26 protein-coding genes are annotated in these 24731 nt (G+C 69.6%); 15 read left to right on the forward strand and 11 right to left on the reverse strand.

Features of this window, described 5'->3' with window-relative positions; translation table 11 throughout:
* From sctR to ACZ5KV_RS07355, 11 genes are all read left to right on the forward strand, one after another.
* Positions 1 to 651 carry a type III secretion system export apparatus subunit SctR gene (gene sctR / locus ACZ5KV_RS07305; RefSeq protein ID WP_464241683.1) on the forward strand — a complete coding sequence of 217 codons (651 nt, stop codon included), beginning with the start codon at positions 1 to 3 and terminating at the stop codon, positions 649 to 651.
* 31 nt (positions 652 to 682) lie between these two features.
* The gene (gene sctW, locus ACZ5KV_RS07310) at positions 683 to 1765 is read left to right on the forward strand and encodes a type III secretion system gatekeeper subunit SctW (protein ID WP_464241684.1); all 1083 of its coding nucleotides are present in this window, start codon (positions 683 to 685) and stop codon (positions 1763 to 1765) included.
* Positions 1766 to 1768: 3 nt separating this feature from the next.
* The gene (locus tag ACZ5KV_RS07315) at positions 1769 to 2134 is read left to right on the forward strand and encodes a CesT family type III secretion system chaperone (protein WP_464241685.1); all 366 of its coding nucleotides are present in this window, start codon (positions 1769 to 1771) and stop codon (positions 2132 to 2134) included.
* Positions 2135 to 2141: 7 nt separating this feature from the next.
* Positions 2142 to 2507 carry a type III secretion apparatus assembly protein SctX gene (gene sctX, locus ACZ5KV_RS07320; protein ID WP_464241686.1) on the forward strand — a complete coding sequence of 122 codons (366 nt, stop codon included), beginning with the start codon at positions 2142 to 2144 and terminating at the stop codon, positions 2505 to 2507.
* A gap of 3 nt (positions 2508 to 2510) precedes the next feature.
* Entirely contained in the window at positions 2511 to 2849 is a 339-nt protein-coding gene (sctY, locus tag ACZ5KV_RS07325) for a type III secretion apparatus assembly chaperone SctY (protein ID WP_464241687.1), read from the forward strand.
* A complete protein-coding gene (gene sctV, locus ACZ5KV_RS07330) occupies positions 2846 to 4939 on the forward strand; it encodes a type III secretion system export apparatus subunit SctV (RefSeq protein ID WP_464241688.1) in 2094 nt (697 codons plus the stop codon). Before sctY ends, sctV begins: the two co-directional genes overlap by 4 nt.
* 9 nt (positions 4940 to 4948) lie before the next feature.
* Positions 4949 to 5215 (forward strand): type III secretion system export apparatus subunit SctS, encoded by a 267-nt coding sequence (gene sctS / locus ACZ5KV_RS07335; protein WP_464241689.1) that lies wholly within the window; start codon positions 4949 to 4951, stop codon positions 5213 to 5215.
* A 10-nt stretch (positions 5216 to 5225) separates the two neighbouring features.
* Complete coding sequence (gene sctT, locus ACZ5KV_RS07340; protein ID WP_464241690.1) at positions 5226 to 6083, forward strand: type III secretion system export apparatus subunit SctT; 858 nt, start codon at positions 5226 to 5228, stop codon at positions 6081 to 6083.
* Between the two features lie 13 nt (positions 6084 to 6096).
* On the forward strand, positions 6097 to 7140 hold the full coding sequence (gene sctU, locus ACZ5KV_RS07345; protein ID WP_464241691.1) for a type III secretion system export apparatus subunit SctU: 1044 nt from the start codon (positions 6097 to 6099) through the stop codon (positions 7138 to 7140).
* Positions 7141 to 7340: 200 nt separating this feature from the next.
* A complete protein-coding gene (locus ACZ5KV_RS07350) occupies positions 7341 to 8030 on the forward strand; it encodes a FadR/GntR family transcriptional regulator (protein WP_464241692.1) in 690 nt (229 codons plus the stop codon).
* The gene (locus ACZ5KV_RS07355; RefSeq protein WP_464241693.1) at positions 8024 to 8821 is read left to right on the forward strand and encodes a sulfite exporter TauE/SafE family protein; all 798 of its coding nucleotides are present in this window, start codon (positions 8024 to 8026) and stop codon (positions 8819 to 8821) included. Before ACZ5KV_RS07350 ends, ACZ5KV_RS07355 begins: the two co-directional genes overlap by 7 nt.
* 108 nt (positions 8822 to 8929) lie before the next feature.
* Here the strand turns inward: ACZ5KV_RS07355 and ACZ5KV_RS07360 are convergent, their stop codons facing one another.
* The 5 genes from ACZ5KV_RS07360 to ACZ5KV_RS07380 all read right to left on the reverse strand — a co-directional run bounded on the left by ACZ5KV_RS07360 (position 8930) and on the right by ACZ5KV_RS07380 (position 12510).
* Positions 8930 to 9358, reverse strand: a complete 429-nt coding sequence (locus tag ACZ5KV_RS07360; protein WP_464241694.1) for an arsenate reductase ArsC — start codon at positions 9356 to 9358, stop codon at positions 8930 to 8932.
* Between the two features lie 21 nt (positions 9359 to 9379).
* On the reverse strand, positions 9380 to 10477 hold the full coding sequence (gene arsB, locus ACZ5KV_RS07365; RefSeq protein WP_464241695.1) for an ACR3 family arsenite efflux transporter: 1098 nt from the start codon (positions 10475 to 10477) through the stop codon (positions 9380 to 9382).
* 22 nt (positions 10478 to 10499) lie between these two features.
* Positions 10500 to 10850: an ArsR/SmtB family transcription factor gene (locus ACZ5KV_RS07370; RefSeq protein ID WP_464241696.1), complete on the reverse strand. Its 351-nt coding sequence runs from the start codon at positions 10848 to 10850 to the stop codon at positions 10500 to 10502.
* 152 nt (positions 10851 to 11002) lie between these two features.
* Entirely contained in the window at positions 11003 to 11800 is a 798-nt protein-coding gene (locus ACZ5KV_RS07375) for a MogA/MoaB family molybdenum cofactor biosynthesis protein (protein ID WP_464241697.1), read from the reverse strand.
* 20 nt (positions 11801 to 11820) lie between these two features.
* Positions 11821 to 12510 (reverse strand): DUF1614 domain-containing protein, encoded by a 690-nt coding sequence (locus ACZ5KV_RS07380; RefSeq protein ID WP_464241698.1) that lies wholly within the window; start codon positions 12508 to 12510, stop codon positions 11821 to 11823.
* Between the two features lie 191 nt (positions 12511 to 12701).
* Between ACZ5KV_RS07380 and rfbA the strand changes: the two genes are divergently transcribed.
* Positions 12702 to 13574 carry a glucose-1-phosphate thymidylyltransferase RfbA gene (gene rfbA / locus ACZ5KV_RS07385; protein ID WP_464241699.1) on the forward strand — a complete coding sequence of 291 codons (873 nt, stop codon included), beginning with the start codon at positions 12702 to 12704 and terminating at the stop codon, positions 13572 to 13574.
* Positions 13575 to 13591: 17 nt separating this feature from the next.
* Here rfbA and ACZ5KV_RS07390 read toward each other — a convergent pair whose 3' ends face one another.
* Complete coding sequence (locus ACZ5KV_RS07390; RefSeq protein ID WP_464241700.1) at positions 13592 to 14428, reverse strand: DNA polymerase III subunit delta'; 837 nt, start codon at positions 14426 to 14428, stop codon at positions 13592 to 13594.
* 147 nt (positions 14429 to 14575) lie between these two features.
* Complete coding sequence (locus ACZ5KV_RS07395; protein ID WP_464241701.1) at positions 14576 to 15016, reverse strand: universal stress protein; 441 nt, start codon at positions 15014 to 15016, stop codon at positions 14576 to 14578.
* Positions 15017 to 15345: 329 nt separating this feature from the next.
* On the opposite strand from ACZ5KV_RS07395, the gene ACZ5KV_RS07400 reads away from it, so the two are divergent.
* Positions 15346 to 15834 (forward strand): hypothetical protein, encoded by a 489-nt coding sequence (locus ACZ5KV_RS07400; RefSeq protein WP_464241702.1) that lies wholly within the window; start codon positions 15346 to 15348, stop codon positions 15832 to 15834.
* Here ACZ5KV_RS07400 and thpR read toward each other — a convergent pair.
* Genes thpR through ACZ5KV_RS07415 form a run of 3 tightly spaced genes read right to left on the reverse strand, consistent with a single transcriptional unit; the run spans position 15809 to position 19525 of the window.
* The gene (thpR, locus tag ACZ5KV_RS07405) at positions 15809 to 16447 is read right to left on the reverse strand and encodes an RNA 2',3'-cyclic phosphodiesterase (RefSeq protein WP_464241703.1); all 639 of its coding nucleotides are present in this window, start codon (positions 16445 to 16447) and stop codon (positions 15809 to 15811) included. The genes ACZ5KV_RS07400 and thpR overlap by 26 nt on opposite strands.
* A complete protein-coding gene (locus ACZ5KV_RS07410; protein WP_464241704.1) occupies positions 16444 to 16983 on the reverse strand; it encodes a CinA family protein in 540 nt (179 codons plus the stop codon). The genes thpR and ACZ5KV_RS07410 overlap by 4 nt, the downstream gene beginning before the upstream one ends.
* 55 nt (positions 16984 to 17038) lie before the next feature.
* The gene (locus ACZ5KV_RS07415; protein WP_464241705.1) at positions 17039 to 19525 is read right to left on the reverse strand and encodes a PAS domain S-box protein; all 2487 of its coding nucleotides are present in this window, start codon (positions 19523 to 19525) and stop codon (positions 17039 to 17041) included.
* A gap of 505 nt (positions 19526 to 20030) precedes the next feature.
* On the opposite strand from ACZ5KV_RS07415, the gene ACZ5KV_RS07420 reads away from it, so the two are divergent.
* Positions 20031 to 20915 (forward strand): metallophosphoesterase, encoded by an 885-nt coding sequence (locus ACZ5KV_RS07420; RefSeq protein WP_464241706.1) that lies wholly within the window; start codon positions 20031 to 20033, stop codon positions 20913 to 20915.
* A 226-nt stretch (positions 20916 to 21141) separates the two neighbouring features.
* Positions 21142 to 22875 carry a hydantoinase/oxoprolinase family protein gene (locus ACZ5KV_RS07425; RefSeq protein WP_464241707.1) on the forward strand — a complete coding sequence of 578 codons (1734 nt, stop codon included), beginning with the start codon at positions 21142 to 21144 and terminating at the stop codon, positions 22873 to 22875.
* A gap of 54 nt (positions 22876 to 22929) precedes the next feature.
* Here ACZ5KV_RS07425 and ACZ5KV_RS07430 read toward each other — a convergent pair whose 3' ends face one another.
* Positions 22930 to 24729: a chloride channel protein gene (locus ACZ5KV_RS07430; protein ID WP_464241708.1), complete on the reverse strand. Its 1800-nt coding sequence runs from the start codon at positions 24727 to 24729 to the stop codon at positions 22930 to 22932.
* Positions 24730 to 24731: the final 2 nt, after the last annotated feature.

Here is a 24731-nt window from a genome sequence, read left to right on the forward strand (position 1 = left end):
ATGGAGCAATTCAATCCGGTCACGCTGATCTTCATCATGGTCACCATCGGCATCGCGCCGTTTGCGATCATGATGATCACCTCCTACGTGAAGATCGTGGTGGTCATCTCGCTGGTGCGCAACGCCCTGGGCGTGCAGCAGATTCCCCCCGCGGCGGCCCTCAACGGGCTGGCCATCGTGCTCAGCGTGTTCATCATGGCCCCCACGGCCCTGCAGACGCGCGACCTGCTCATGGCCCAGACCCTGCCGCCCAACGCCTCGCCCGGGCAGCTCATGGAGGTGGTGGGCAACGCCTCGGGGCCCATGCAGTCGTTCCTGTTCCGCAACACCGAAAAGCGCATCCGCACCCTGTTCGTGCGCACGGCGCGCCAGGTCTGGCCGGCGGACCAGCAGGAGAACATCCGCGAGGACAACTTCCTGATCCTCGTCCCGTCCTTCACCATCTCCGAGCTGACCAAGGCCTTCCAGATCGGCTTTCTGCTCTACCTGCCCTTCGTGGCCATCGACCTGATCATTTCCAACATCCTGCTGGCCATGGGCATGATGATGGTCTCGCCCATGACCATTTCGCTGCCCTTCAAGCTGCTCCTGTTCGTGACCCTGGACGGGTGGCTCAAGATCTGCCAGGGCCTGCTGCTCAGCTACATGTAGCCGCGCGGCACGGGACTCGGGAGGAAGAACCATGGACATCAGCCAGATAGCCGGACTCATCCGCCAGGACGCCCCCGGCGTCGCCCAGGACGCGCCCAAGGGCTCGCTCATGGGCCAGGCCGTGTCCAAGGCCGACGCCATGTCGCTGGTGGCCAACGCCGCCGAGGAGGCCGGGTTCGCCAAGTCCGAGCGCGAGGAAACGCGCCTGGAGGCCCGCAAGCTGAAGCCCCTGACCCCCAGCACCGAGCGCGTGGAGCAGATCCAGAAATATCTGGAACTGATGGACAAGCAGGGCAAACGCCAGCAACTGGACGCCTTCATCTCCGCCCTGCGCGGCTCCGCCAACCTCGACCCGCGCACCGCCCTGGCCACGGCCAGGCAGTTCTTCTCCGACCCCGGCGACATGGCCACGGCCCTGTTCTCCGCCGGGAAGGAACTGGGCATGGAGGAGGTCTTCGCCGAGGCCCAGGCCCAGCTCGAGGACGAGTTCGGCATGCAGGTGCAGACCCGGCTGGCCGCCGGGGTCCGGGCCCTGGAATTCGGCGACCTGGGCTCGCCCGACGCCCTCAAGGACCTCTACGCCGGGGCCGTGCTCGACGCCGCCTCGCCCGTGGAAATCTTCGAGCGCATCGTCACCGACTTCGGCGACGCGCACATCGACGAGGCCATGGATTTTCTGACCAAGACCCTGGGCGACACCCTCTCGGCCACCACCTCGCAGACGGACAAGGCCCTGCTGGAAAGCGTCGCCAAGGACCTGGAGGCCGTGCGCCTGCTGCGCGGGCTGCACGGAAGCTGCAAGGGCCTGCTGGACCGCCTGCAATCCGCCCACGGCATCCGGCCCCAGCTCTCCTCCACCGGGCTGCTCAAGGAGATGCTGGCCCTGCGCGACACGCCCTTCGTCGGCGCCTTCGACATGGAGAACCTGGCCTCCCGGCTGGGTGTGGACGACCTGGAACAGCGCATCCTCTTCTTCCAGGACCTCCAGCAGACGGCCCGGGCCCTGCCCGTGAACCTTTTCCGCGACGAAGGCGGACGGCTGGGCATCATCGACGCCGTCCAGATGGCCCTGGACGAGGCCATCGCCGCCGAGGCGCAACTTTACGAGGACTAGCCCATGCACATTCGCAAGGCGGTGGACGACCTGGGCAGGCAGCTCGGCCTCGGCGGGCTGGACCTGGACGCCAACGGCCTGTGTACCCTGAACGTGGGCGACCGGGGCTCCCTGTTCCTGGAGCGCCACGACGACGCGCTGCTGGTCAGCATGGCGCGGCGGTCGGCCGGGCACGTGCCCGAGGCCCTGACCCGGGGGCTGGCCCTGTGCCACGAGAGCGCCCAGCCGCGCCACGGCCTGCGCGTGGGCCTGCTGCGCGACGACGTGCTCGTGGTCTGCGCGCGGCTGGAAAAGCACCAGATCGCCGCCGGGCACCTGGCCCAGGTCGTGCCCTATCTCCTTGAAACCCTGGACAAGACCGGAGCGTAGCACCCGCATGTCTGGCAAGATATCCCTGTTCGCACCCTCGGTGGGCATCACCGGCGTGGGCTCCCCGCGCCAGGAGCCGCTGTCCCTCAAGTCGCGCAACCGCGTGAGCCCCGCCCTGCGCGCCGCCAAGGCCCGCGAGGATCTGGGCATCTACGACGGCGACAACCTGGAAAGCATGCTCGACGACTACCTGCGCGTCACCCCCGAGGACCCGGACACCGCCTCGCCCGAACGCTTCCCGCGCGAGGTGCAGGAAGGCCTGGAAAAGCTCCACGCCGCCACCGGCGACCCGGCCCTGGACGCCATGCTCAGGGAATTCACCGACGACAACGACCTGCTGCGCATGTACTGCTCGCTGGTGTTGGGAGGCTAGGCCATGCTGACCCGCGCCCAGCGCGATGCCCTGTTCATGCTCGTGTACCTCTACGTCCGCCTGGGCGACACCGCCCGGGCCAGGACCATCCTCGAGGCCATGGCCCGGGCCTGCCCCGCCGAGGACCGCACGGGCAAGTTCCTGGCGGGCATCGCCCTGCTGGAGGAGCAGTACGAGCGGGCCCTGTTCCTGCTGGGGCCCTACACCGGAGGGCCCATGGCCGGCACCGCCGACGCGCCCCTGCTGCTGCTCAAGGCCAAGGCCCTGTGGCACCTGGGCCGCGAAAGCGAAAGCCGGGCCGCCCTGGACGAATACTTCTACCTCGTGGGGGCACAACAATGAGCTTCGCCCGGACGGCCCAGCGCGCGGTGGACTTCATCACCCGCAACAACGACCTGACCCTGGCCGCCTTCCTGGTGGCCATCATCGGGCTGATGATCATCCCCATGCCGACCCCGCTGGTGGACAGCCTGCTGTCCCTCAACATCGGCATCTCCTTCATCGTGCTCATGATGGCCATGTACGTCGGCACGGCCCTGGACTTCTCGGTCTTCCCCACGGTCCTGCTGTTCACCACCCTCTTCCGCCTGGCCCTGAACATCACCACCACCCGGCTCATCCTGCTCCAGGGCGACGCGGGCCAGATCATCGAAACCTTCGGCACCTTCGTGGTCGAGGGCAACTTCGTGGTCGGCGCCGTGGTCTTTCTGATCATCACCATCGTCCAGTTCCTGGTCATCGCCAAGGGCTCGGAGCGCGTGGCCGAGGTCGGCGCGCGCTTCTCGCTGGACGCCATGCCCGGCAAGCAGATGAGCATCGACGCCGACCTGCGCGCGGGCGCCATCGACCAGGGCGAGGCCCAGCGCAGGCGCGACCGCCTGGCCCAGGAAAGCCAGATGTACGGCGCCATGGACGGCGCCATGAAGTTCGTCAAGGGCGACAGCATCGCGGGCATGATCATCACCGTGGTCAACATCCTGGGCGGCATCACCATCGGCATCACCCAGATGGGCATGAAGGCCGGGGACGCCCTGCAGAAGTACGGCGTGCTGACCATCGGCGACGGTCTGGTGTCCCAGATTCCCTCGCTGCTCATCTCCATCGGCGCGGGCATCCTGATCACCCGCACCTCCGGCGACGACGCCGAGCACCTGGGCAGCCAGATGGGCGAACAGATCTTCGACCAGCCCAAGGCCCTGCTCATCGCGGGCGGGCTGCTCTTCCTGGCCTCGCTCATCCCCGGCTTCCCCAAGCCGCAGATGATGACCCTGGCGCTGATCATCAGCGGCGTGGGCTTCGTGCTCGGGCGCATGGGCTCCATGCCCGTGGCCATCGACCAGGGCCAGGAGCTGCAAAAGACCCTGGCGCCCACCGTGGCCCCGCGCAAGCGCAAGCAGCGCCAGGTGCGCGACGAATTCGCGCCCACCGTGCCCCTGCTGCTCGACGTGGCCGCCGACCTGGGCGGGTCCCTGCGCTTCGAGGACCTGAACGACGAGATCATCACCCTGCGCCGGGTGCTCTACTACGACCTGGGCGTGCCCTTCCCGGGCATCACCATCCGGCCCAGCGAAACCATGCCATCGTACTCCTACACCCTGCTGCTGCACGAAATTCCCGTGACCCAGGGCCGCCTCGTGCCCGGCAAGGTCATCGCCCGCGAAAGCGAAAAGACCCTGCAGATGCTCGGCGTGGACGTGGAGCGCACCGACGACTTCCTGCCCGACGTGCCTTCGGTGTGGGTGCCCGAATCCGCCGTGCCCAAGCTGGAGCAGGCCGGGTTCTCGACCATGGCCCATTCGCGCGTGCTGACCTACCACGCCTCGGTGGTGCTCGCGCGCAACGCCTCGGAGTTCCTCGGCCTCCAGGAAACCAAGTACCTCATGGACAAGATGGAGGAGCAGTACCCCGAGCTGGTGCGCGAGGCCGCCCGCCTGCTGCCCGTGCAGAAGACCGGCGAGGTCCTCCAGCGGCTGGTGCAGGAAAGCGTCTCCATCCGCAACCTGCGGGCCATCTTCGAGGCCATCGTGGAATGGGCGCCCAAGGAAAAGGACATCGTGCAGCTCACCGAGTACGTACGCGCCGCCCTGCGCCGCCAGATCAGCTACAAATACACCGGCGGAACCAACCTGCTGGCGGTCATCCTGCTCGACCCCACCGTGGAGGAGGAAATCCGCAAGTCCATCCGCCAGACCTCGGCGGGCGCCTTCCTGGCCCTGGACCCCGAAAAGGCCAAGAAGATCATCGCCGGCCTGGGCAAGGCCGCGGGCGACTACAGCAAGCGCAAGCAGCTCCCCGTGGTCCTGGCGTCCATGGACATCCGCCGCTACCTGCGCAAGCTCATCGAGAAGGACTATTACGACCTCGCCGTGGTCTCCTACCAGGAGCTGACCCCCGAGGTCTCCGTGCATCCCATTGGCCGCATCCGCTTCTAGGAGGAGCCCATGGACCAGGCCGCACTGAACTACACATCCCGGGCGCTGTACCTCGTGCTGATGCTCTCCCTGCCGCCCATCGTGGTCGGCTCCATCGTCGGGCTGCTCCTGAGCCTCATCCAGGCCGTGACCCAGCTCCAGGAGCAGACCCTGAGCTTCGGCGTCAAGCTCATCGCCGTGGCCCTGACCATCCTGGTCATGGCCGGATGGTTCGGCGGCGAGCTGCTGGCCTACGGCGACGAGATCTTCACCAACTTCAACTCCATCATCCGCTGACCGGGGCGCCATGAACGGGCTGGACGCCTTCCTGCGCGAAGTGGGCATGGAAAACCTGCTCACGGCCATCACCCTGGGCCTGCCGCGCATCGTCGCCCTGTTCACCGTGGTGCCCTTCCTGGGCGGCGGCGTGGTCACCGGCGCCCTGCGCATGACCCTGGCCCTGCCCCTGTCCGCGTTCCTCTTCCCCCTGCTGCCGACCTTCGAGCAGATCGGCGCCACGCGCACCCCCGACGAAACCACCCTGTTCATCATCGCCCTCATGGCCAAGGAAATCTTCATCGGCCTGGCCCTGGGCTATCTGGTCAGCATCATGTTCTGGGCCGTGGAGTCGGCGGGCTTTTTCATCGACAACCAGCGCGGCGGCTCGTCGGCCCAGATGAGCGACCCCATGTCCCAGGACCAGACCTCCCCCACGGGCTCGCTGCTGTTCCAGACCATGGTCTTCCTGTTCTACACCGGCGGCGGCTTCGTGGCCTTTCTGGGCATGCTCTTCAGCACCTACGTGCTGTGGCCCGTGGGCGAGCTGCTGCCCTGGCCAACGGACCTTTCCTTCCCCCTGCTGTTCGCCCGGCAGTTCGGCACGCTGTTCCTCTACGTGGTGCTGCTGGCCGCGCCGCTGGTCATCGTCTGCTTCCTGAGCGACTTCTGCCTGGGGCTCATCAACCGCTTCGCCCAGCAGCTTAACGTCTTCGTGCTCTCCATGGGCGTGAAGAGCGCCATCACCGCCGTGCTGCTGTTCCTCTACTTCTTCCCGCTGTGCTACATCCTGCTCGAACTGATGGCTCACATTCCGACCCTGCACATGACCCTGGACAAGACCTTCGGCCAGCCCTTCGCCGGGCTGCTGCCGGGAACGGGACTCTGACCCGAGGGCGGCCATGAGCGAAAAGACCGAGCAACCGACATCGAAACGCCTGCGCGACGCGCGCGAGGAAGGCCAGGTCGCCAAGAGCCAGGAAATCCCGGCCATGGCCACCACGGCCGCCCTCTTCGGCGTGCTCTTCGGCCTGTGGGACTATTTCTATTCCACCCTGGTGGACCTGTTCCACATTCCCCTCAAGGTCATGAACAGCCCCTTCGACGAGATATTCTACCCGACCATGCTCGCCGTGCTGCTGGACATCGCGCGCATCGTGCTGCCCGTGGTCGTCCTGGTCATGGCCCTGGGGCTGGTCTGCAACCTGGCCCAGGTCGGCGTGCTCATCACGCCCAAGGCGCTCATCCCCAAGCTCGAAAACCTGAGCCCGAAGCAGTGGTTCAAGAAGGTCTTTTCCATCAAGGGCCTGGTGGAGTTCCTCAAGAGCTGCATCAAGGTCGTGGCCATCAGCGTGGCGGTCTGGGTCGCGGTCAAGAACTCCCTGGTGCCCCTGCAGGCCATCCCCCGCGTGGGCCTTGGCGGCGCCTACTCCGCCATCGGCGCCCTGCTGTGGGACATCGCCGTGGCCGTGGTCGCCGTCATGGTCGTCATCGCCGCCCTGGACTACCTGTTCCAGCGCTGGCAGCACAACAAGCAGCTCATGATGAGCAAGGACGAGGTCAAACGGGAGTACAAGGAGATGGAAGGCAACGCCGAGGTCAAGGCCATGCGCAAACGCCTGCACCAGGAGATGCTCAGCAGCGGCGCGGCCCAGAGCACGCGCAAGGCCACCGTGCTGATCACCAACCCGACCCATCTGGCCATCGCCATCTACTACGAGGAGGGCGAAACGCCCCTGCCCATCGTCCTGGCCAAGGGCGAGGGCCCCACCGCCCAGCGCATGATCGCCGCCGCCAAGGAAGAGAACATCCCCATCATGCGCAACGTGCCCCTGGCGCGCAGCCTCTACGCCGACGCCCAGGAGCACGCCTACATCCCCGGCGACCTCGTGCGCCCCGTGGCCGAGGTGCTGCGCTGGGCTCGCTCGCTGAAAAAGAACGAATAGCGGGCCCCCGGCGAAACGGGAGGCCGCAGCAAAAAGCGGACTGCCCTTTGCGGGCGGCGCAGGAAACACGCCACCACCGGGCCGGGCACATTGCCCGCCCCGGTTTTTTATTGCGTACCCGCAGCATAACAGGCTTGACTATAGCCGCCGCCGGGCGTATTGGTAGGACCAATTTATTTCAGAGGAGATTGGTAGGACCGATGTCCGCCGGAAAATCCGCCCCGCCGCGCTATCAGGAGGTCGCCCGCAGGCTGCACGCCATGCTGGAGGCCGGAGAGCTGCGCGAGGGCGACCGCCTGCCGCCCGAGCGCGCCCTGGCCGAAACCTTCCAGGTATCGCGCGGCTGCGTGCGCGAGGCCGTGCGCACCCTGGCCGAAAAAGGCCTGCTGGAAAGCCGCCACGGCGACGGCACCTACGTCTGCGCCAGTCGGCCCGGGCAGCTCGCCCAGGCCCTGGACGCCCAGCGCCACCGCCTGCGCGACATTCTCGAACTGCGCCGCGTGGTGGAGCCCGGCGTGGCCGCCCTGGCCGCCCAACGCGCCACCCGCAAGGACATCGACGCCCTGAAGATCCTCATCTGCGACCAGCAGCGCGCCCTCCTCGAAGGCGGCGACGACACGGGCATCGACGCCGCCTTCCACCTCGCCCTGGCCCGCATCACCGGCAACCAGGCCCTGCTGGCCATGCTCGAAACCCTCAACGACACCCTGGCGGAAACCCGCCAGCGGCACCTGCGCACCACCCGCCGCAAGGCGGACTCCCCGACCTTCCACCTGCGCATCATCTCCGCCCTGGAGCGCAAGGACGCGGCGGCGGCGCGCCGCGCCATGGAAGAGCACCTGGACGCCGTGCAATCCGAACTCTTTCCCAAGGAGCACCCCTCATGTTGACCACCATCGCCCTCTACTGCGCCGTGGGCGCCGTGGCCGGAGTCCTGGCCGGACTTCTGGGCGTCGGCGGCGGGCTCGTCATCGTGCCCATGCTCGTCTTCTGCTTCAACCTCCAGGGTTTCAACCCCGAAACCATCATGCACCTCGCCCTGGGCACCTCCATGGCCAGCATCATCTTCACCTCCGTCTCCAGCTTCATGGCCCACCACCGCCGCAAGGCCGTGGACTGGAGCATCGTGCGCGGCGTGGTCCTGGGCATCCTGGTGGGCACCTACGGCGGCTCGATCATCGCCGCCAACCTGTCCTCCTCGTTCCTCAAGGGCTTCTTCGTCGTCTTCCTCTACTACGTGTCCTTCCAGATGTTCACCGGCAAGAAACCCAAGCCCTCGCGCACCCTGCCCGGCAAAATCGGCCTGTTCTGCGTCGGCGCGGTCATCGGCGTGGTGTCGAGCCTCGTGGGCATCGGCGGGGGCACCCTTTCGGTGCCGTTCATGATCTGGGGCAACGTCCCGGTGCACATGGCCATCGGCACCTCGGCCGCCATCGGCTTCCCCATCGCCATCGCGGGCACCGTGGGCTACATCGTCAACGGCCTGGGCACCCCCGGGCTGCCCGAGTATTCCCTGGGCTACGTCTACTTCCCGGCCCTGGTGGGCATCGTCGCCGTGAGCATGTTCACCGCGCCCCTGGGCGTGCGTCTGGCCCACAGCCTGCCTGTGGACAGGCTCAAGCGCGTCTTCGCCCTGCTGCTCTTCCTGGTCGGCACGCGCATGCTCATCAGCCTGCTGTAGGCCGCGCCTGCGGGGCCGCAGCCTCCGCTGCGGAGCCAAAGACGAAAAAAACGGAGAGGGACGGCCATGGCCGTCCCTCTCCGCTTTGCCGTCCGCAGCAGGAACGGATCAGGAGCGGCCCAGACTGGCGGGCAACCCGGCCACGAAGGCGCGAATCTCGTCGCGCACGCGCCGGTAGGGAGCCAGGGCCGCCTCGGGGTCGGCCGCGCCGCGTGCCAGGGCCGGGGGGTCGTCGAAGCCCGCATGCACCCGCCGGGCCCGCCCCGGAAAGTACGGGCAGGTCTCCTTGGCGTGGCCGCACAGGGTCACCACCACGTCGAACTCCACTGCGGGCAACTCGTCCACTGTCTTGGACACCTGCCCCGAGATATCCACTCCCGCCTCGGCCATGACCCGCACCGCCAGGGGATTCAGCCCATGGCGCTCGATTCCGGCCGAATAGGCCTCGATTTCCCCCGCCCGCAGGTGCCGGGCCCAGCCCTCGGCCATCTGGCTGCGGCAGGAGTTGCCCGTACACAGGAAAAGTATCCGCATCATGGCCGCCTCCGGGTGCCGCCCCTAGGCGGCGGGCTTGCAGCTCACGTGGCACACCCCGCGCGGGGTATTCACGGCGTAGGGGAAAAACCGGGCCCTGAAGCGCAGGGCCACGCCCACCAGGGCGATGAGCACCGGAACCTCCACCAGCGGCCCGATGACCGCCGCGAACGCCTGCCCGGAATCGATGCCGAACACGGCAATGGCCACGGCGATGGCCAGCTCGAAATTGTTGGACGCGGCGGTGAACGACAGGGTCGTGGCCTGCTCGTAGGTCGCCCGGACCTTGAGCGACAGCCAGAACGAGACCAGGAACATCGCCAGGAAATAGATGCACAGGGGCACGGCCACGCGCAGCACGTCCAGCGGCAGTTGCACGATGTACTCGCCCTTGAGCGAGAACATGACCAGGATGGTGAACAGCAGGAACACCAGCGCCAGCGGGCTCACGGCGGGGATGAACGTCTTCTCGTACCACAGGCGGCCCTTGAGGCGTAGCCCCGCAAAGCGCGAGAGCATCCCGGCCAGGAAGGGAATACCCAGATAGATGAACACGCTCTCGGCGATCTGGGCCATGGTGATGTCCACCACCGCGCCCCGGACCCCGAAAAACCCGGGCAGCACCGAAATGAAGAACCACGCGTAGAGCGGGAAGAACAACACCTGGAACACGGAGTTGAACGCCACCAGTCCCGCGCAGTACTCCGTGTCGCCCCGGGCCAGGTCGTTCCAGACGATGACCATGGCGATGCAGCGCGCCAGGCCGATGAGGATCAGTCCGACCATGTACTCGTGGTACCCGGAGAGAAAGGCCAGGGCCAGCCCGAACATGAGCAGCGGCCCGATGACCCAGTTCTGGACCAGCGACAGGGCCAGCACCCTGCCGTTGCGGAACACCTGGCCCAGTTCCTCGTAGCGGACCTTGGCCAGGGGCGGATACATCATCAGGATCAGGCCCACGGCAATGGGCACGTTGGTGGTGCCCACCTGGAAGGAATTGACCACGTCCTTGACGCCGGGCAGCAGGTAGCCGCCCAGCACCCCCACCGCCATGGCCAGGAATATCCACAGGGTCAAAAACCGATCCAGAAAGGACAGCCGCTTGGCGCCGGTGTCGGTCATGGCGTTGCTCCGTTGCCGGGGCCTACCGGCAGGATCGGCCCTGTTTGGCGCGCAGGTGCGCGTTCAGACGTTCCAGATCGCCCGTGGCCTGCGGGTGTTCGCGCAGGGCGTCGAGCAGGGCGCCGCGCGTGTCGTCCCGCTCCGCTCCCGGCCCGCCGCCGCGCAGCCGGTAGTGCATCCACTTGCCGCTACGCCGCCCCACGACCCAGCCCGCCCCGCGCAAGTAGGCCAGGTGCCGCGACACCTTGGACTGGGGCATGCCCAGCACGGCCATAAGGTCGCACACGCACAATTCGCCCGTGCCGAGCAGATTCAGGATGCGCAGGCGGGTCCCATCCGACAGGGCCTTGAGAACGGCGGCGAAGTCATCCATGCATGCATCATATGCGCATAGGCGGTTTTGTCAAGCCCGGACGGCAGCCTCCTGGGGAGGCGCGCGCCTTCGCCCCGCCGCGCTTTCGTGGCCTTGCGCGGGCTCAAGGCCTGCGGGGCTGGCGAACGGGGCCCGGCACTGCGGCCCGGGGCTCAGGCCTGGGCGCAGTCGGTGGGGTCGCCCTGGAGCTTCTTCAGGGTGTGGACGATGGTCGGCAGCAGCGGGTCGAGGTTTTCGGCCACGGCCTTGGGCGAGCCGGGCATGTTGACGATCAGGCTGCGGCCCAGGGTTCCGGCCACGGCGCGGGAGATGGCGCCGTGGGGCGTGACGGCCAGGGAGGCGGCGGTCATGGCGCGCTCGTAGCCGGGCAGGCGGCGGTCGATGACCGCGAGGGTGGCCTCGGGGGTGGTGTCGCGCGGGCCCACGCCGGTGCCGCCGCTGGTCAGCACGAGGTCGAAGCCCTGGGTCAGGCAGAGGTCGGTCAGCAGGGCGCGCAGGCGCGCGGGGTCGTCGGGGATAATCCAGGTCCGGACGTGGCCCAGGGGCAGAACGGCGGCGGCACGCGCAAGAATAATGGGTGCGCATTTGTCTTCGCGCAGGCCTGCGGCGCCCTTGTCGGAAAGGATGACGACGGCCAGGGCCAGCCCGGGGCGTGCGGCGGTGCAGGGCAGGGCGCCGGGGGCCAGCGTCAGGGCGGCGGTGGAGCGCAGGGCCAGGGCGGGGGTTGGGGCCATGTCCGGGCCGGGCAGCTCCAGGCGCGCCTCGACCACGAAGCCGTGGCCCTGGGGGGCGATGGTCAGGCGGGTGCCCGTCGGCAGGGCGCAGGTGGCGGCGGCGCAGTGCAGCCCGGGCAGCCCGGCGGCGGCTGGGGCGGCCAGGACGATCTGGCCGGAGGCCAGGGTCAGGGCCGCGGGCGCGGTGAGGGCGACGGGGGCGAAGGTCTCGTCCATGGCGGGGCTCCTTTGGGGACTCAGGCCAGCAGTACGGCCACGATGCCGGTGATGAAGATGCCGTCGAAGGTGCCCGCGCCGCCGATGGAGAGCACGGCGGCGTCGAGGACGCGGCGGGTGCGCGGGGTGGCCAGGTGCAGCAGGTCCGCGCCGAGCAGGGTGCCCAGGGTGCCCGCGACGTAGGCCACGGGGGCGGTCTGGTCCGCCGGGGCGAGGATCAGGGCGGCCAGGGCCGTGGCCAGGGGCGGCAACAGCACGGGGATGCCGATGCCCCGCCCGGGGATGGGCCGGGCCAGGGCGTAGCACAGGGCGGTGACCGCGCCGGTCGCCAGCAGCAACCCGGCGGAGGAGCCCATGCGGCTGACGAGGTACAGGCACAGCAGGCAGGGAATGATGCAGCCGCCGAGGTTCACGGCCACGACCTGGGGCACGAGTTCGGCCTCGGTGCTCACGCCGAAGGGCCCGAAGCCGGGAAAGGCGCGCAGCACCGGGCGCTTGACCACATGGCCCGTTTCGGCCACGGGGATGTTCACGCCGCTGCCCAGCAGGGTGGCGAAAAGCAGGGCGAAGCCCTGGCCGGGCGTCAGGCCCAGCTTGGCGAAGGCCAGGGTCACCAGCCCGACCTGGACGAGGATGAACAGGAGCACCAGGGCGCCCACGAAACCCAGCAGGGCCACGAACACCAGGGGGAATTGCAGTTGCGGTCGCATGGGGTCTCCGCCTGTGGCGCCGGGGCGCCGGGGGTTTGCCATTGTCGGAAAATGGGATAGCTTCCGCACGGGAAGCGGTCTTGCGCGCGGGGAGCGAGCGCCCCGGGGCGCGCCGCCCGCGGGGGAGCGCACGAAAACCCCTATCCCAAGACGCAGGCGAAGTAAAACAACGCACCACGCACGAGGTCTTCATGAAAGGCATCATCCTTGCGGGCGGCTCGGGCACGCGGCTGTATCCGCTGACGCTCACGGTGAGCAAGCAGCTTCTGCCCATCTACGACAAGCCCATGATCTACTACCCGCTGTCGGTGCTCATGCTGGCGGGCATCCGCGACATCCTGGTCATTTCCACGCCCCAGGACCTGCCGCGCTTCCGCGAACTTCTGGGCGACGGCGCGAACCTGGGCCTGCGCCTGGAATACAAGGTCCAGCCCAGCCCCGACGGCCTGGCCCAGGCCTTCGTGCTCGGCGAGGAGTTCATCGGCGGCGACACGGTCTGCCTCGTGCTGGGGGACAACATCTTTTACGGCCACGGGCTGTCGGTGACGTTGCAGGCCTGCGCCCGGCTGGAGAAGGGCGGCATCATTTTCGGCTACAAGGTCCGCGACCCCGAGCGCTACGGCGTGGTGGAGTTCGACGCGCTGCACAACGTGGTCAGCATCGAGGAAAAACCCGCCCGGCCCCGGTCGCGCTACGCGGTGACGGGGCTGTACTTCTACGACAACGACGTGGTCGAGATCGCCCGGGGGCTCAAGCCCTCGCCGCGCGGGGAGCTGGAAATCACCGACGTGAACAACGTCTACCTGCGCCGGGGCGACCTCAAGGCCGAATTCTTCGGGCGCGGCCTGGCCTGGCTGGACACGGGCACCCACGAGTCCCTGCTCCAGGCCGGCAATTTCGTGCAGGCCGTGCAGGAGCGCCAGGGCGTGATCGTCGCCTGCGTGGAGGAAATCGCCTGGCGCATGGGCTACATCAAGCTGGCCCAGCTCGAGGCCCTGGCCGCGCCCCTGGCCAAGACGCACTACGGGCGCTACCTGCTGGAGATCGTGGCCGACAACGGATAGACGCCGCGCGGCCCGGCTCAGGCCGGGGCGCGCAGGGCCTTGTGCACGTGAGTGGCCAGCCAGTCGAGGACCAGGGCCGGATTCACCGGCGTGGGCAGGGACAGGGCGTCCTGGGCGTGGGCCAGGGCGAGGTCCAGGCGCTTCAGCCGCCCGGGGGTGAGCTTGAGCAACCCCTGGGCCACGGGGCCCTGGGGCTGCCCGCGCAGGGTGTGGACCACCTCGCGTTGCAGGGCCAGGACCAGGGCCATGGCCAGATGCTTGTCCACCGCGCCCTTGACCCCCGTGCGCCGGAACCAGCCCCGCCCCGTGCGCCAGAATTCCATGAGCGCGTCCAGCCATTCGCCCAGGGCCGGGTCCGCCCCGGGCTCCCCGGGCCAGGCCAGGGTCAAAGTCCAGCTCCGCGAAACCAGGGTCGGCAGCAGCCACTCGCGCTGAGGCGCGAGCAGCGCGAAGACCGTACTGCGGCTCGGCTCCTCCAGGGACTTGAGCAGAGCGTTGGCCGCCTGGGGCGTCAGCTCCTGGGCCTCGTGGAAAATCACCACCCGCGTGCCGTCGCCGCGCGGGGCCTGCCCCAAGAGGGGCCGCAACTCGCGCACGTCCTCGATTTTGATCTTGTCCTGCCCGCCGTCGAAGAGCACCAGATCCGGGTGCACCCGGTCGCGGACCTGCACGCAGGAGCGACAGGCGCCGCAGGGCGCCTCGGGCCCGGCGCAGTTGAGCAGCGCGGCCCAGAACAGGCCCAGGGCCTCGCGCTCGGCGGCGTCGCCGCCTTCGAGCAGCAGCACCTGGGGCGGCGCGGCGGCAAGGCGCCGCAGCAGGTCGGCGATGCGGGTTTGGCGCTGGGGAACGTGCATGGAGGCTCCTGTGCGATGGGCTGGGCCGATGGTGACCCATCCCCGGGCCGGGCGCAACGGTTTTCCAGGCGGGCGGGCCCGCCAGACGGTTCCGCCCGGGCCGCTGGCGCGGTCCGGGCGGGAAGGGTTCCGGCAGGGGCCGCCGCGCTATTCGGGGCGGACGGTGAACACGGGAATGGGCGCGCTCTTGACGACCTTCTCGGCCACGGAGCCGAAAAGGATGCGGTCGATGCCCTTGCGGCCGTGGGTGCCCATGACGATCATGTCCACCCCGTTGTCCTGGGCCACGGTGAGGATCTCCTCGGCGGCGTAGCCCGTGGTGACCTTGCCCGCGGCCGAGATGCCCTGGAAGTGCTCGGCGATGAACTTCTCCATGGTCTGCTCGGCGCCATCGACGATGCCGCCCACGAAGCTCTCGATGCTGGACGGCGGGACATGGAAGCCCACGTACTGGGTCAGCGAGGGGGCGACGTAGAGCACGACCACCTCGGCACCCAGCTTGCCGGCCAGGGAGGCGGCGTATTCGGCGACGATGCGGCTGGAGTCGGAGAAGTCCACCGCGCACAGGATCTTCTTGATGTCCGGCATGGTTTCCTCCGTTTGTCTGCCCGGGGCGACCCGGGTGTTGGTTCCGGCACGCCGAAGGCAAAACCGGAACGTTGTAAAGGCATTACATTCAAGCTCTAGCGCCTGCCCCGCCATTAGACAAGGGTTTTTTTCTTGCGTAGTATCGGGCATGGTCGGGCCAAGCCCCCACCGGGGCCACCTGCCCCGGCCTGGCGGTCCGGCGCGCGGGCACCGGGAAAATCCTGCCGCCTCCGCAAAGGGCAAAGCTTTTGATTCCAGCATGTTGGGCGTTCTGAAAAGTTGGCAGACTTCTTGCTTTGCTCCGGGAAACCGCAGGATAGGAGTGCATCATGAAGATCCATCCTGATTCGATCAGGGCCACCGAACAGGAACAGGCCCGGGCCAGGCGTGCCGCCGAGGCGGACGCCGGGTTCGGAGACCTGCTCGCCAGGGAGGTCGGCAAGGCCGAGGAGCAGGGCGCGGCGCAGTCCGTGGCCCCGCCTCCGGGTGCGGGCCTGTCCACCATGGTCCTCGCGGCCCAGGCGGCCGCCGGAACCGGCGAGAACTCTGATTCGGGGCAAAGCGTCATGGACAGCCTGGACACCCTCATGAACGAATGGGAAGAGTACGCCGCCCAACTCCAGGAGCCTTCCGCCAGCCTGAACCTGCGCCAGGCCAACGGAGTGCTGGAAAACATCGAGCAGGGCGTGGCCGCCATCAAGGACCGCTACCCCGGCCTGGGCTCCGAAGCCCCGGGCCTCCAGGAAGTGGTGGACGAGATGGAAATCCTGGCCGTAACCGAGCGCATCAAGTTCAACCGCGGGGACTACCTGGCGTAGCCCCGAAACCGGCGCCGCCCCCGGCGCCGGCGCCGCCGGACGGCCGCCACACGGACGTGGCCCCGAATCCGGCGAGCGCGGTGTATTTTGGCCCGTCAGGACCAGGGACGCTCCGCCACAGCGTGAACGCATCCACGCCGTGGACGGGCCAGGACACCCGCGCAATCTTTTCCAGCACCGCATCCCACGCGTCGCCGCCGTCGGCCTTGACCCGGCACAGGGTCAGATGCGGCCTGTAGGGCCGCTCCCGGGGCCCGAAGCCCAGGGGCGCCAGGGCCGCGTCGATGCCCGCCGCCAGGGCCGCCAGTTCCGCCGCGCCCGGCTCCACGCCGACCCACAGCACCCGTGCCGCCCCCCGGGGCGGAAAGCGCCCTGCTCCGGCAAGGCCCAGGGCAAAGGGCGCGAAAGCCAGCCCGCCCAAGGCCCGGCCCAGGGCCGCCACCCGGTCCTCCTCCACCGCGTCCAAAAACCGCAAAGTCACATGCCCGTTGCCCGGGCGCGGCCAGACCGTGCGCGAGCGCAGGCCCGGTCGCAGGGCGGCTTCCAGCCCGGCCAGCCGCTCGTGCCACGCCCCGGGCAGACCCAGGCCCAGAAACAGCCGCAGGGCACTCATGCCCCGTCCGTTTCCGGTTCCGTCCCGGGCCCGGCCGGGGCCAGCAGCTCCAGCAGCCCGGCCACGGCGGCGCGCACGGTGGCGGCCTTGACCGCATGGCGCGGGCCGTCGAAACGCCAGCACCGCGCGCTCAGGGCGCCGTCCACGAAAAAGGCCATCCACACCGTGCCCACGGGCTTTTCCACGCTGCCGCCCCCGGGCCCGGCGATGCCCGACACGGCCACCGCGCACTGCGCGCCCAGCGCCCGCGCCGCGCCCCGGGCCATGGCCAGGACCACGGGTTCGCTCACGGCGCCATGGGCCGCCAGCAATGCTTCGGGCACGCCCAGCACCCCGCTTTTGACCGCGTTGGCATAAGCCACCACCGCGCCCTGAAACCAGCCCGAACTGCCGGGCACGTCGGTCAGCGTGCTGGCCAGCAGCCCGCCGGTGCAGGATTCCGCCGTGGCCAGCAGGCGCCCGCTGGCGCACAGGGCCGCGCCCAGGCGGGCGATGTCGTCGTGGAGCGAAGCGAGAGCGTTGGATTCGGGCTGCATGGCTGGCCTCCTGAGCCCAGGGTAGCAGCCGTGCCGGGGCGGCACAAGGCGGGCCTCAGCGCACGGCGCGGGCCAGGGCCGCCTCCAGTTCCTCCGGGGCCACGGGCTTGGATACGTAATCGTCCATGCCCGCGGCCAGGAAGCGTTCGCGGTCGCCCTTCATGGCGTGGGCGGTCATGGCGATGACCGGCAGGGCCGGGTCCAGCCCCGGCACCTCGCCCGCGCGGATGCTGCGCGTGGCCTGCACGCCGTCCGTGCCGGGCATCTGCACGTCCATGAGCACGAGGTCGAAGCCGCCGTCGGCCAGGGCCCGCAGGGCGGCCCGCCCGTCCTCCACGGCCACGGCCACATGGCCCAGCTCGCGCACCAGGCGCTCGGCGTAGACGCGGTTGACCGCGTTGTCCTCGGCCACAAGCACGCGCAACGGGCCCCGGACCCGGGCCGGAGGCCGGGGGGCGGTGGCGCTCTCGGACTGCACGGGCGCGGCTTGGCGCAGGGGAACGGTGAACCAGACGGTGGTGCCCTGGCCGGGCGTGGAATCCACGGCGATGACCCCGCCCATGAGCCGCACCAGACGGCGCACGATGCCCAGGCCCAGCCCGGTGCCGGAATAGCGCCGGGTGAAGGAGCCGTCGGCCTGGGTGAAGGGCTCGAAAAGCATGTCCACCAGTTCGGGCGGAATGCCCACGCCGGTATCGCGCACGCGGAACAGCAGACGCAGGGGCGTGCTGCGGGAGGAGCCCGCAGGCAGGTCCGCAGGCAGCCCCGGGGGCAGGTCCGCAGGAAGGCCGGGCGGCATGTCGGGCGCCGAGCCCAGCAGCCAGCTTGCGACGCCGACGGTTCCGGCGGGGGTAAACTTCAGGGCGTTGCCCACCAGGTTGGAGAGCACCTGGCGGATGCGCCCGCCGTCGCCCAGCAGGTCGCCCCCGGCGCAGCCCGCCATGTCGATATCCAGGGTCAGGCCCTTGGCCTCGGCCTGGGGGCGGTAGGTGCTCTCCACCGAGCGCAGCACGTCGCGCATGCTGAAGCGGTCGGCCTCCAGGCGCATGCGCCCGGCCTCGATGCGCGAGATGTCCAGCAGGTCGTTGAGGATGGCCAGCAGGTTGCGGCCCGACTCGCGGATCATCTCCAGGTTCTCGCGCTGCTCGCCGGTCAGTTCCGTGAGCAGGGTCAACTCGGCCATGCCCAGGATGCCGTTCAGCGGCGTGCGCACCTCGTGGCTCATATTGGCCAGGAACTCGTTCTTGATGCGGCTGGCGCGCTCGGCGTCCTCCTTGGCGCGGCGCAGGGCCTCCTCGGTCTTCTTGCGCTCGGTGATGTCCATGACCGAGACGATGGCCGTGCCCGACTCGGGCAGCAGCCCGACCTGGATGAGCACCGAAACCGGATGCCCGTCGCGGTGGATCACGTCCAGTTCGTACTCCTCCGGCTCCCGGGCGCCGCCCAGGCGCCGGGCGCGGCTGGCCAGCACGGCCTCGCGGCTGTGGGGCGCGACGAAATCGATGAACGGCCTGCCCGTCACGTCCCGCTCGGTCCAGCCGACGATGGCGCTCAGCTTGCGGTTGATGCGTTCGATGGTCCCGTCGCGGGCGATGGCCAGCATGCCCGAGGCCGAGTGTTCGAAGATGACCCGGTACAGGGCGGTGCGCTCACCGGCCAGTTCCTCCATGCGCTTGCGCTCGGTGATGTCGCGGGCCAGGCCCTGGGTGCCCGCGAAGCTCTCCGGCCCCGGCACGGGGGAGGAGTAGACGCCCTCGGCCAGGAAGGACAGCACCGGGGGCACGGTGCGGATTTCGAGGTCCACGGCGCCGCCCGTGCGGGTCAGCAGGCGCAGTTCCAGGTTCATGGTACGGCGCTGGCCGGTGCGGCGTTCGTTGACCCGGCGGCCGGCGCGCTCGCGGTCGTCGGGGTGCACCAGGTCGAGCAGGGGCGTGCCCGTGAGTTCGGTGGGCTCGTAGCCGTAGCGGCGCACGGCGCCGTTGATGAACACGATGCGCCCTTCGCCGTCCAGGCGGTAGACGATGTCGGGCAGGCTCTCGACGATGGATTCGTATTTGCTTTCCGACTGGCGCAGGGCCTCCTCGGCCAGGCGGCGCTCGGTCAGGTCGTGGGAAACCACCGAAACGTGGGTCACCGCGCCGGACTCGTCGCGGTAGGGCGCGAAGATGACCTTCCAGAAACCCCGGCCCAGACGGGGGAAGTCGAACCAGGCCTCGTAGCTCACGGTCTGGCCCGCGAAGGCCGCATCCAGGCTGGGCCGGATGTGCAGCAGGAAGACCTCCTCGCCCCACATGTCGGCCACGGAGCGCCTGGCCAGCTCCCCGGGGCGCAGGCCCACGGCGGCCAGATAGCTCGCGTTGGCCGCCTCGTAGCGATAGTCCCGGGCCACCAGGGTCATGAAATCGCGCGAGGAGTCGGCGATGAACTGGTAGCGCCGCGCGGCGGCGGCCTGGTCCCGGGCGGCGGCCAGCAGACGTTCGAGCAAGGCCTCGCGGTCGGAGGCCGGAGGGGCGGCCGGAGCCTGAAGCGGCGTCTTGTCCATATCCTGAGGGTCCTGTGCGTGGAGTCTGACCTGTGTGGCGCGCCCGGCCGGGAGGGGCACAACGAGGCCCCGGGCGCGGGCGGGAGGCCGCAATGAACATACGATATCAGAGGTCGCCGGGTATGGTAAAGGCCGGGGGGCATTGCCCGCGCCCGAAACAGGTGCTACGGTCCAAATAATTCTTTGCACTCCCATTGACGACGCCGGAAATCGGGCTCATATCTCGCTTGCCGTCGTCGGTGTGGAGAATTGCACATGGACATCGAGCATCCGTCGCATATCTTGCCGCAGCCCGGGCCCTGCCAGCCCGTCTCCCACGCAGGGGGGCGGCCTGGCGACACGCCCGCACGCGGCCCGCAGGAGCCCGCCGCCCGGCGGCGCCTGCCACGCCCGGCCCGAGCCGGGCTCCACGGCGCCTAGGCGCCCCGCCGTCCGCGCCGCCCCAGTTCCCCAAAACCCGGAAGCCAGACAGGACACGCCCTTTCCTCAAGGAAGTGAACGCATCATGACCCCCTACGACATCGACGCCGAGCCGTTCTCCCCGCGCATGACCCGCAGGAAATTCCTGGGGCTGGCCGGGTGCGCCTGCGTCGCGGGGGTCGGCGCGCAGTATGCCGCCCTGGTGGCTCCCAGCCGCATCGTGGTCAACTCCATGGTGGTGCCCGTCCCGGGGCTGCCGCATTCCCTGGAGGGCCTGCGCGTGGGCGTCATGTCCGACTTCCATGTGGGCGACTTCGTGTCCCCGGAATTCGTGTCCGACGCCGTGGGCATCATGAACTCCCTGCATCCGGACATGGTCGTCCTGCCCGGCGACTTCTTCCAGGACACCCCGGCCCAGGCCGAGGCCTGCGCCGACGCCCTGTCGGACCTCATCGCCAACCTGGGCGTCTTCGCCTGCCCGGGCAACCACGACCACCATCTGGACCTGCGCAAGAGCGCCGTGCCCCTGGGCCGCGCGGGGGTGGACCTGCTGGTCAACGAGTCGCGCAGCGTCGCCTACGGCGCGGCCACCATGCGCCTTGTGGGCCTGGACTCGGCCACCGAGGGCCTGGCCGACCACTACCGCGCCCTGCGCAGCGTGCCCGAGGACGAGATGGCCTTCGTGCTCGTCCACGAGCCGGACTACGCCGACTTCCTGGCCCAGACCTCGGGCCACATGCTGCCCCTGCAGATCTCCGGGCACAGCCACGGCGGGCAGGTGCGCCTGCCCTTCCTGGGCGCGCCCATCCTGCCCCTGCTGGCCCACCGGTATCCCCGGGGCCTGCGCCGCGTGGAGGGCACCGAGCGCCAGGTGTTCACCTCGACCGGCATCGGCGTCACCGTGCCCGTGCGCGTGAACTGCCCGCCCGAGGTCGCCGTCCTGACCCTGCATTCCACTCCCGCGGCCTGATTCCGCCTCCCGGCTCCCGCGTTCTCCCGGCCCCCGTCCCCGCTTGGCCTGATCCGGCTCCGCTTGGCCCGGCGCGGTGCGTCCGACCCCGAAGGGCCGTTCGCCGCCGCCCCGCGACCGCTGGCCGGAAAGGGGTTTGACTTGGGCCGCGTCTTGGTATGCACTATGGCCCATGACGGCCCGGGCGCCCGCCCGGGCCGTGTCGGCGCACGCGCGGGAGAGGGCCATGCTGCTTGGAATCGATGTCGGAGGAACGCACACGGACGCCGTGGTGCTGGACCAGGGCCGCGTCGTGGCCGAGGCCAAGGTGCCCACGGACCACGACAACCTCCTGCACTCCGTACGCGCGGCCCTGGCCGCCGTGCTGCCCGGGGTGGCCCCCGGGGCCGTGCGCCGGGTGAACCTGTCCACCACCCTGTCCACCAACGCCATCGTCGAAGGCAAGACCGAGGAAGTCGGCGTGCTGGTGGCCGCCGGGCCGGGCATCGACCCCGAAAACCACCGCACGGGCGGCCACTTTCACGTACTGGGCGGCTCGGTGGATCATCGCGGCACCGAGGTCTCCCCCCTGGACCACGTGGCCCTGAGCATCGCCGTGGCCGCCATGCGCAGGGCCGGGGTGCGCGTGTTCGCCACGGTGGGCAAATTCTCCACGCGCAACCCGGCCCACGAGCAGACCATGGCCGAGGCGCTGACCACAGGCCCGGGGCAGGACGCCGGGGCCGACCACGTGACTCAGGGCCACACCCTGTCCGGCGTGCTCAATTTCCCCCGGCGCCTGGCCACGGCCTATTTCAACAGCGCCGTCTGGCGGCTGTACAACGACTTCGCCTGGGCCGTGCAGGAGAGCGTGGCCGACTTCGGCCTGGAGGCGGCGGAAATCAACGTGCTCAAGGCCGACGGCGGCACCATGCCCCTGGAGCTGTCGCGCGCCCTGCCGGTGCAGTCCATCCTGTCCGGCCCGGCGGCCAGCGTCATGGGCATGATCGCCCTGTGCGACATCCGCGACGACTGCGTGATCCTCGACGTGGGCGGCACGACCACGGATATCGCCGTGTTCGCCGACGGCTCCCCGGTCATCGAGGAGCACGGCATGACCGTGGGCTCGTATCCGACCCTGGTCGGCGCCCTCAAGGTCCGCTCCATCGGCGTGGGCGGCGACTCGGCCCTGCGCCTGGGGCCCTCGGGGGTCACCGTGGGGCCCGACCGGCGCGGCCCGGCCCTGGCGACATGCGCACAGGCCGGACGGGCCGGAGGGAAAGGGCACCAGCCCTGCGGCCCGGCACTGACCGACGCCCTGAACGTCACCGGGGCCTGCGCCTTCGGCGACGTGGAGGCCTCGCGCCGGGGGCTGGCCGAGCTGGGCGCGGCCCGGGGCCTGACCGCCGACGAACTGGCCCGCCAGGCCGTTGACGCGGCCGTGGCCGCCATCCTGACCGCCGCGCGCGACCTGGTGGACGAGATCAACACCAAACCCGTGTACACCATCCGCGAGCTGCTGGGCGGGCGGCAGGTCCGCCCGGTGCGCCATTACGTCATGGGCGGCCCGGCCCAGGCCCTGGCGCCGCTGCTGGCCCGGGCCTCGGGGCTGGACGTGCGCCTGCCCGAGCACCACGCCGTGGCCAACGCCATCGGCGCGGCGCTGACGCGCACCACCCTGGAGGCCGAACTGTTCGCCGACACGCAAAAGGGCCGGATGCTCATCCCGGCCCTGGACGTGGACCGCGCCGTGCCGCGCAGCTATGCCCTGGCCGAGGCCGAGGCCGACGTGCGCCGGGCCCTGGCCGGGCACCTCCGCGCCCTGGGGGCGGACCTGGAGGGCGCCGAGCCGGAGATCACCGAATCCGGCGCGTTCAACATGGTCGAGGACTCGCGCACCGTGGGCCGGACCATCCGCGTCAAATGCCAGGTGCGGCCCGGCATCGTGGGCCGCGCGGGCAGCGCCCGGCGGGCGGGCTGATCCGGCCGGGCGGGCGGGTGTCGTAGGGGAGGGCGGCGCGCGCGGCGCCGGGGGCTAGGCCGCCGCTTCCTCGCCGTGCAGGGCGGCCACGGCGGCGCGGTAGGCCTGGAACACGTCTTCGCGGTTGAGCAGCCCCAGAATGCACGTGGGGTCGTTCGGCCGGACCACGGGGATCTGGCCGTAGCCCGTGTCCACGAAGCGCAGCAGCGCGGCGTAGAGGTTGTCCGAAGGCAGCAGGGTGGCCGGGGGCCCGGCGATTTCGCTGGCGACGACCAGATCGAACAGCGCCGTCTCGAAGATGACCTTGCGGATGTCCTTGACCCCGAGGATGCCCGTGAGGGTGTCGTCCGCCCCGCGCACCGGGAAATACAGCTCGTTGGAGTTGGCCATGATGTCGGTGATGGCCTTGAGGGTCGTGCCCTCCTCCAGGGTGCTGACCCGCCCGGGCACGAAGTAGTCCTCCACCCGCAGGGACTCCAGGACGTTGATGGTCATGTCGCCCAGGTGCGCCGGGGACTCGAACTTGTTCTCCACCTGATGCTCGTAGAGCGAGGTGCTCTTGCCCAGCAGGATGCACAGGGCGCTGGCCAGCATCAGCGGCGCCAGCAGCCCGTAACCCTGGGTCAGCTCGCAGACCATGATCAGCGGCCCGATGGGCGCGTTGGCCACCCCGGCGAAGAAGGCCGCCATGCCCACCAGCACGTAGCCCCCGGGCTGGGTCACGATGTCGGGGAAAAAACGGTTGGCCAGGGCGCCGACCACCCCGCCGGACATGCCGCCCACGAACAGCGCCGGGGCGAACATGCCCCCGGACATGCCCGAACCGATGGTCACCGAGGTGGCCACGATCTTGCCCAGCAGGATTCCCGCCATGACGCCCACGGCCAGTTCGCCCTTGATGGCCAGCTCCAGCCAGCCGTAACCGCCCGCCAGCAATTCGGGGAAGATCATGCCCAAAAGGCCCATGGCCGCGCCGCCCAGGCCCATGGCCAGGATGACCCCCGCGCGCGAGGCCAGGGGCGTGAAGATGCGGAACTTCACGAACTCGAAGGTGCGGATGTAGACCCAGCCGGTGAAGGAGCAGAAAAAGGCCAGGGCCACGTAGAAAGGCAGTTCGGCCACGTTGTGGAAACGGAACTCGGGAATGCCGAAGATGGGGTCCGTGCCGAAAAAGAAGGTGAACAGCGAGTAGGCGACCACCGAGGAGACCACCGAGGGCAGCACGGCCTCGGCCTCGAAGTCCTCGCGGTAGATGACCTCCACTGCGGTGAGCGCACCGCCCAGGGGCGCGCGGAAAATGGCCCCCAGGCCCCCGGCGGCCCCGGCCAGCAGCAGGATGCGCCGCTCCTTGGCCGACAGGCGCAGGCTGGTGGCCAGCCACGAGCCCACGGCCGCGCCGACCTGGGAGATGGGCCCCTCGCGGCCCGCGCTGCCGCCGGTGACGATGGTCAAAATGGCCGTGGTGCCCTTGATGAGCGCGGCCAGGGGCCGGATGCGCCCTTCCTTGTTGTGGAAGGAGTCGATCATGGCGTCGGTGCCGTCGGTGCCGCCGCCGATGGTCTCGGGGATGAAGCGCGCCACCAGCCAGCCCGTGCCCAGGCCCACGGCGGTGGTCAGCAGCGGAATGAGCCAGGGCCGCGGCGGCCCGGCGGGCATGTGGAAGAGGCTCTCGCCCGCCGGGGCGGGCATGGGTTGCCCGGCCAGGCCGTGCAGCAGCAGGTGCTGCCCATACTCCACGGCGGTGAAGAACCCCACGGCGCACAGCCCCGACACCAGGCCGACGATGACGGCCAGGCCCATCCAGCGCATGGAGGCGCTGCGGATGATGGCGTTCAGGTACTCGCGCAGGCGCATGG

The sequence above is a fragment of the Desulfocurvus thunnarius genome (genome assembly GCF_055390965.1).

Bases quoted from the DNA above. Each gene is read 5' to 3' on its own strand.
- ACZ5KV_RS07375 (WP_464241697.1), bottom strand. From the start codon at position 11,800: ATGGACGAGACCTTCGCCCCCGTCGCCCTCACCGCGCCCGCGGCCCTG.
- sctW (WP_464241684.1), top strand. From the start codon at position 683: ATGGACATCAGCCAGATAGCCGGACTCATCCGCCAGGACGCCCCCGGC.
- ACZ5KV_RS07360 (WP_464241694.1), bottom strand. From the start codon at position 9,358: ATGATGCGGATACTTTTCCTGTGTACGGGCAACTCCTGCCGCAGCCAG.
- rfbA (WP_464241699.1), top strand. From the start codon at position 12,702: ATGAAAGGCATCATCCTTGCGGGCGGCTCGGGCACGCGGCTGTATCCG.
- thpR (WP_464241703.1), bottom strand. From the start codon at position 16,447: ATGAGTGCCCTGCGGCTGTTTCTGGGCCTGGGTCTGCCCGGGGCGTGG.
- ACZ5KV_RS07395 (WP_464241701.1), bottom strand. From the start codon at position 15,016: ATGCCGGACATCAAGAAGATCCTGTGCGCGGTGGACTTCTCCGACTCC.
- ACZ5KV_RS07430 (WP_464241708.1), bottom strand. From the start codon at position 24,729: ATGCGCCTGCGCGAGTACCTGAACGCCATCATCCGCAGCGCCTCCATG.
- sctR (WP_464241683.1), top strand. From the start codon at position 1: ATGGAGCAATTCAATCCGGTCACGCTGATCTTCATCATGGTCACCATC.
- sctS (WP_464241689.1), top strand. From the start codon at position 4,949: ATGGACCAGGCCGCACTGAACTACACATCCCGGGCGCTGTACCTCGTG.
- ACZ5KV_RS07355 (WP_464241693.1), top strand. From the start codon at position 8,024: ATGTTGACCACCATCGCCCTCTACTGCGCCGTGGGCGCCGTGGCCGGA.
- ACZ5KV_RS07420 (WP_464241706.1), top strand. From the start codon at position 20,031: ATGACCCCCTACGACATCGACGCCGAGCCGTTCTCCCCGCGCATGACC.
- sctV (WP_464241688.1), top strand. From the start codon at position 2,846: ATGAGCTTCGCCCGGACGGCCCAGCGCGCGGTGGACTTCATCACCCGC.
- ACZ5KV_RS07350 (WP_464241692.1), top strand. From the start codon at position 7,341: ATGTCCGCCGGAAAATCCGCCCCGCCGCGCTATCAGGAGGTCGCCCGC.
- sctU (WP_464241691.1), top strand. From the start codon at position 6,097: ATGAGCGAAAAGACCGAGCAACCGACATCGAAACGCCTGCGCGACGCG.
- ACZ5KV_RS07315 (WP_464241685.1), top strand. From the start codon at position 1,769: ATGCACATTCGCAAGGCGGTGGACGACCTGGGCAGGCAGCTCGGCCTC.
- ACZ5KV_RS07370 (WP_464241696.1), bottom strand. From the start codon at position 10,850: ATGGATGACTTCGCCGCCGTTCTCAAGGCCCTGTCGGATGGGACCCGC.
- sctY (WP_464241687.1), top strand. From the start codon at position 2,511: ATGCTGACCCGCGCCCAGCGCGATGCCCTGTTCATGCTCGTGTACCTC.
- ACZ5KV_RS07400 (WP_464241702.1), top strand. From the start codon at position 15,346: ATGAAGATCCATCCTGATTCGATCAGGGCCACCGAACAGGAACAGGCC.
- ACZ5KV_RS07380 (WP_464241698.1), bottom strand. From the start codon at position 12,510: ATGCGACCGCAACTGCAATTCCCCCTGGTGTTCGTGGCCCTGCTGGGT.
- arsB (WP_464241695.1), bottom strand. From the start codon at position 10,477: ATGACCGACACCGGCGCCAAGCGGCTGTCCTTTCTGGATCGGTTTTTG.
- ACZ5KV_RS07425 (WP_464241707.1), top strand. From the start codon at position 21,142: ATGCTGCTTGGAATCGATGTCGGAGGAACGCACACGGACGCCGTGGTG.
- ACZ5KV_RS07410 (WP_464241704.1), bottom strand. From the start codon at position 16,983: ATGCAGCCCGAATCCAACGCTCTCGCTTCGCTCCACGACGACATCGCC.
- sctT (WP_464241690.1), top strand. From the start codon at position 5,226: ATGAACGGGCTGGACGCCTTCCTGCGCGAAGTGGGCATGGAAAACCTG.
- ACZ5KV_RS07390 (WP_464241700.1), bottom strand. From the start codon at position 14,428: ATGCACGTTCCCCAGCGCCAAACCCGCATCGCCGACCTGCTGCGGCGC.
- sctX (WP_464241686.1), top strand. From the start codon at position 2,142: ATGTCTGGCAAGATATCCCTGTTCGCACCCTCGGTGGGCATCACCGGC.
- ACZ5KV_RS07415 (WP_464241705.1), bottom strand. From the start codon at position 19,525: ATGGACAAGACGCCGCTTCAGGCTCCGGCCGCCCCTCCGGCCTCCGAC.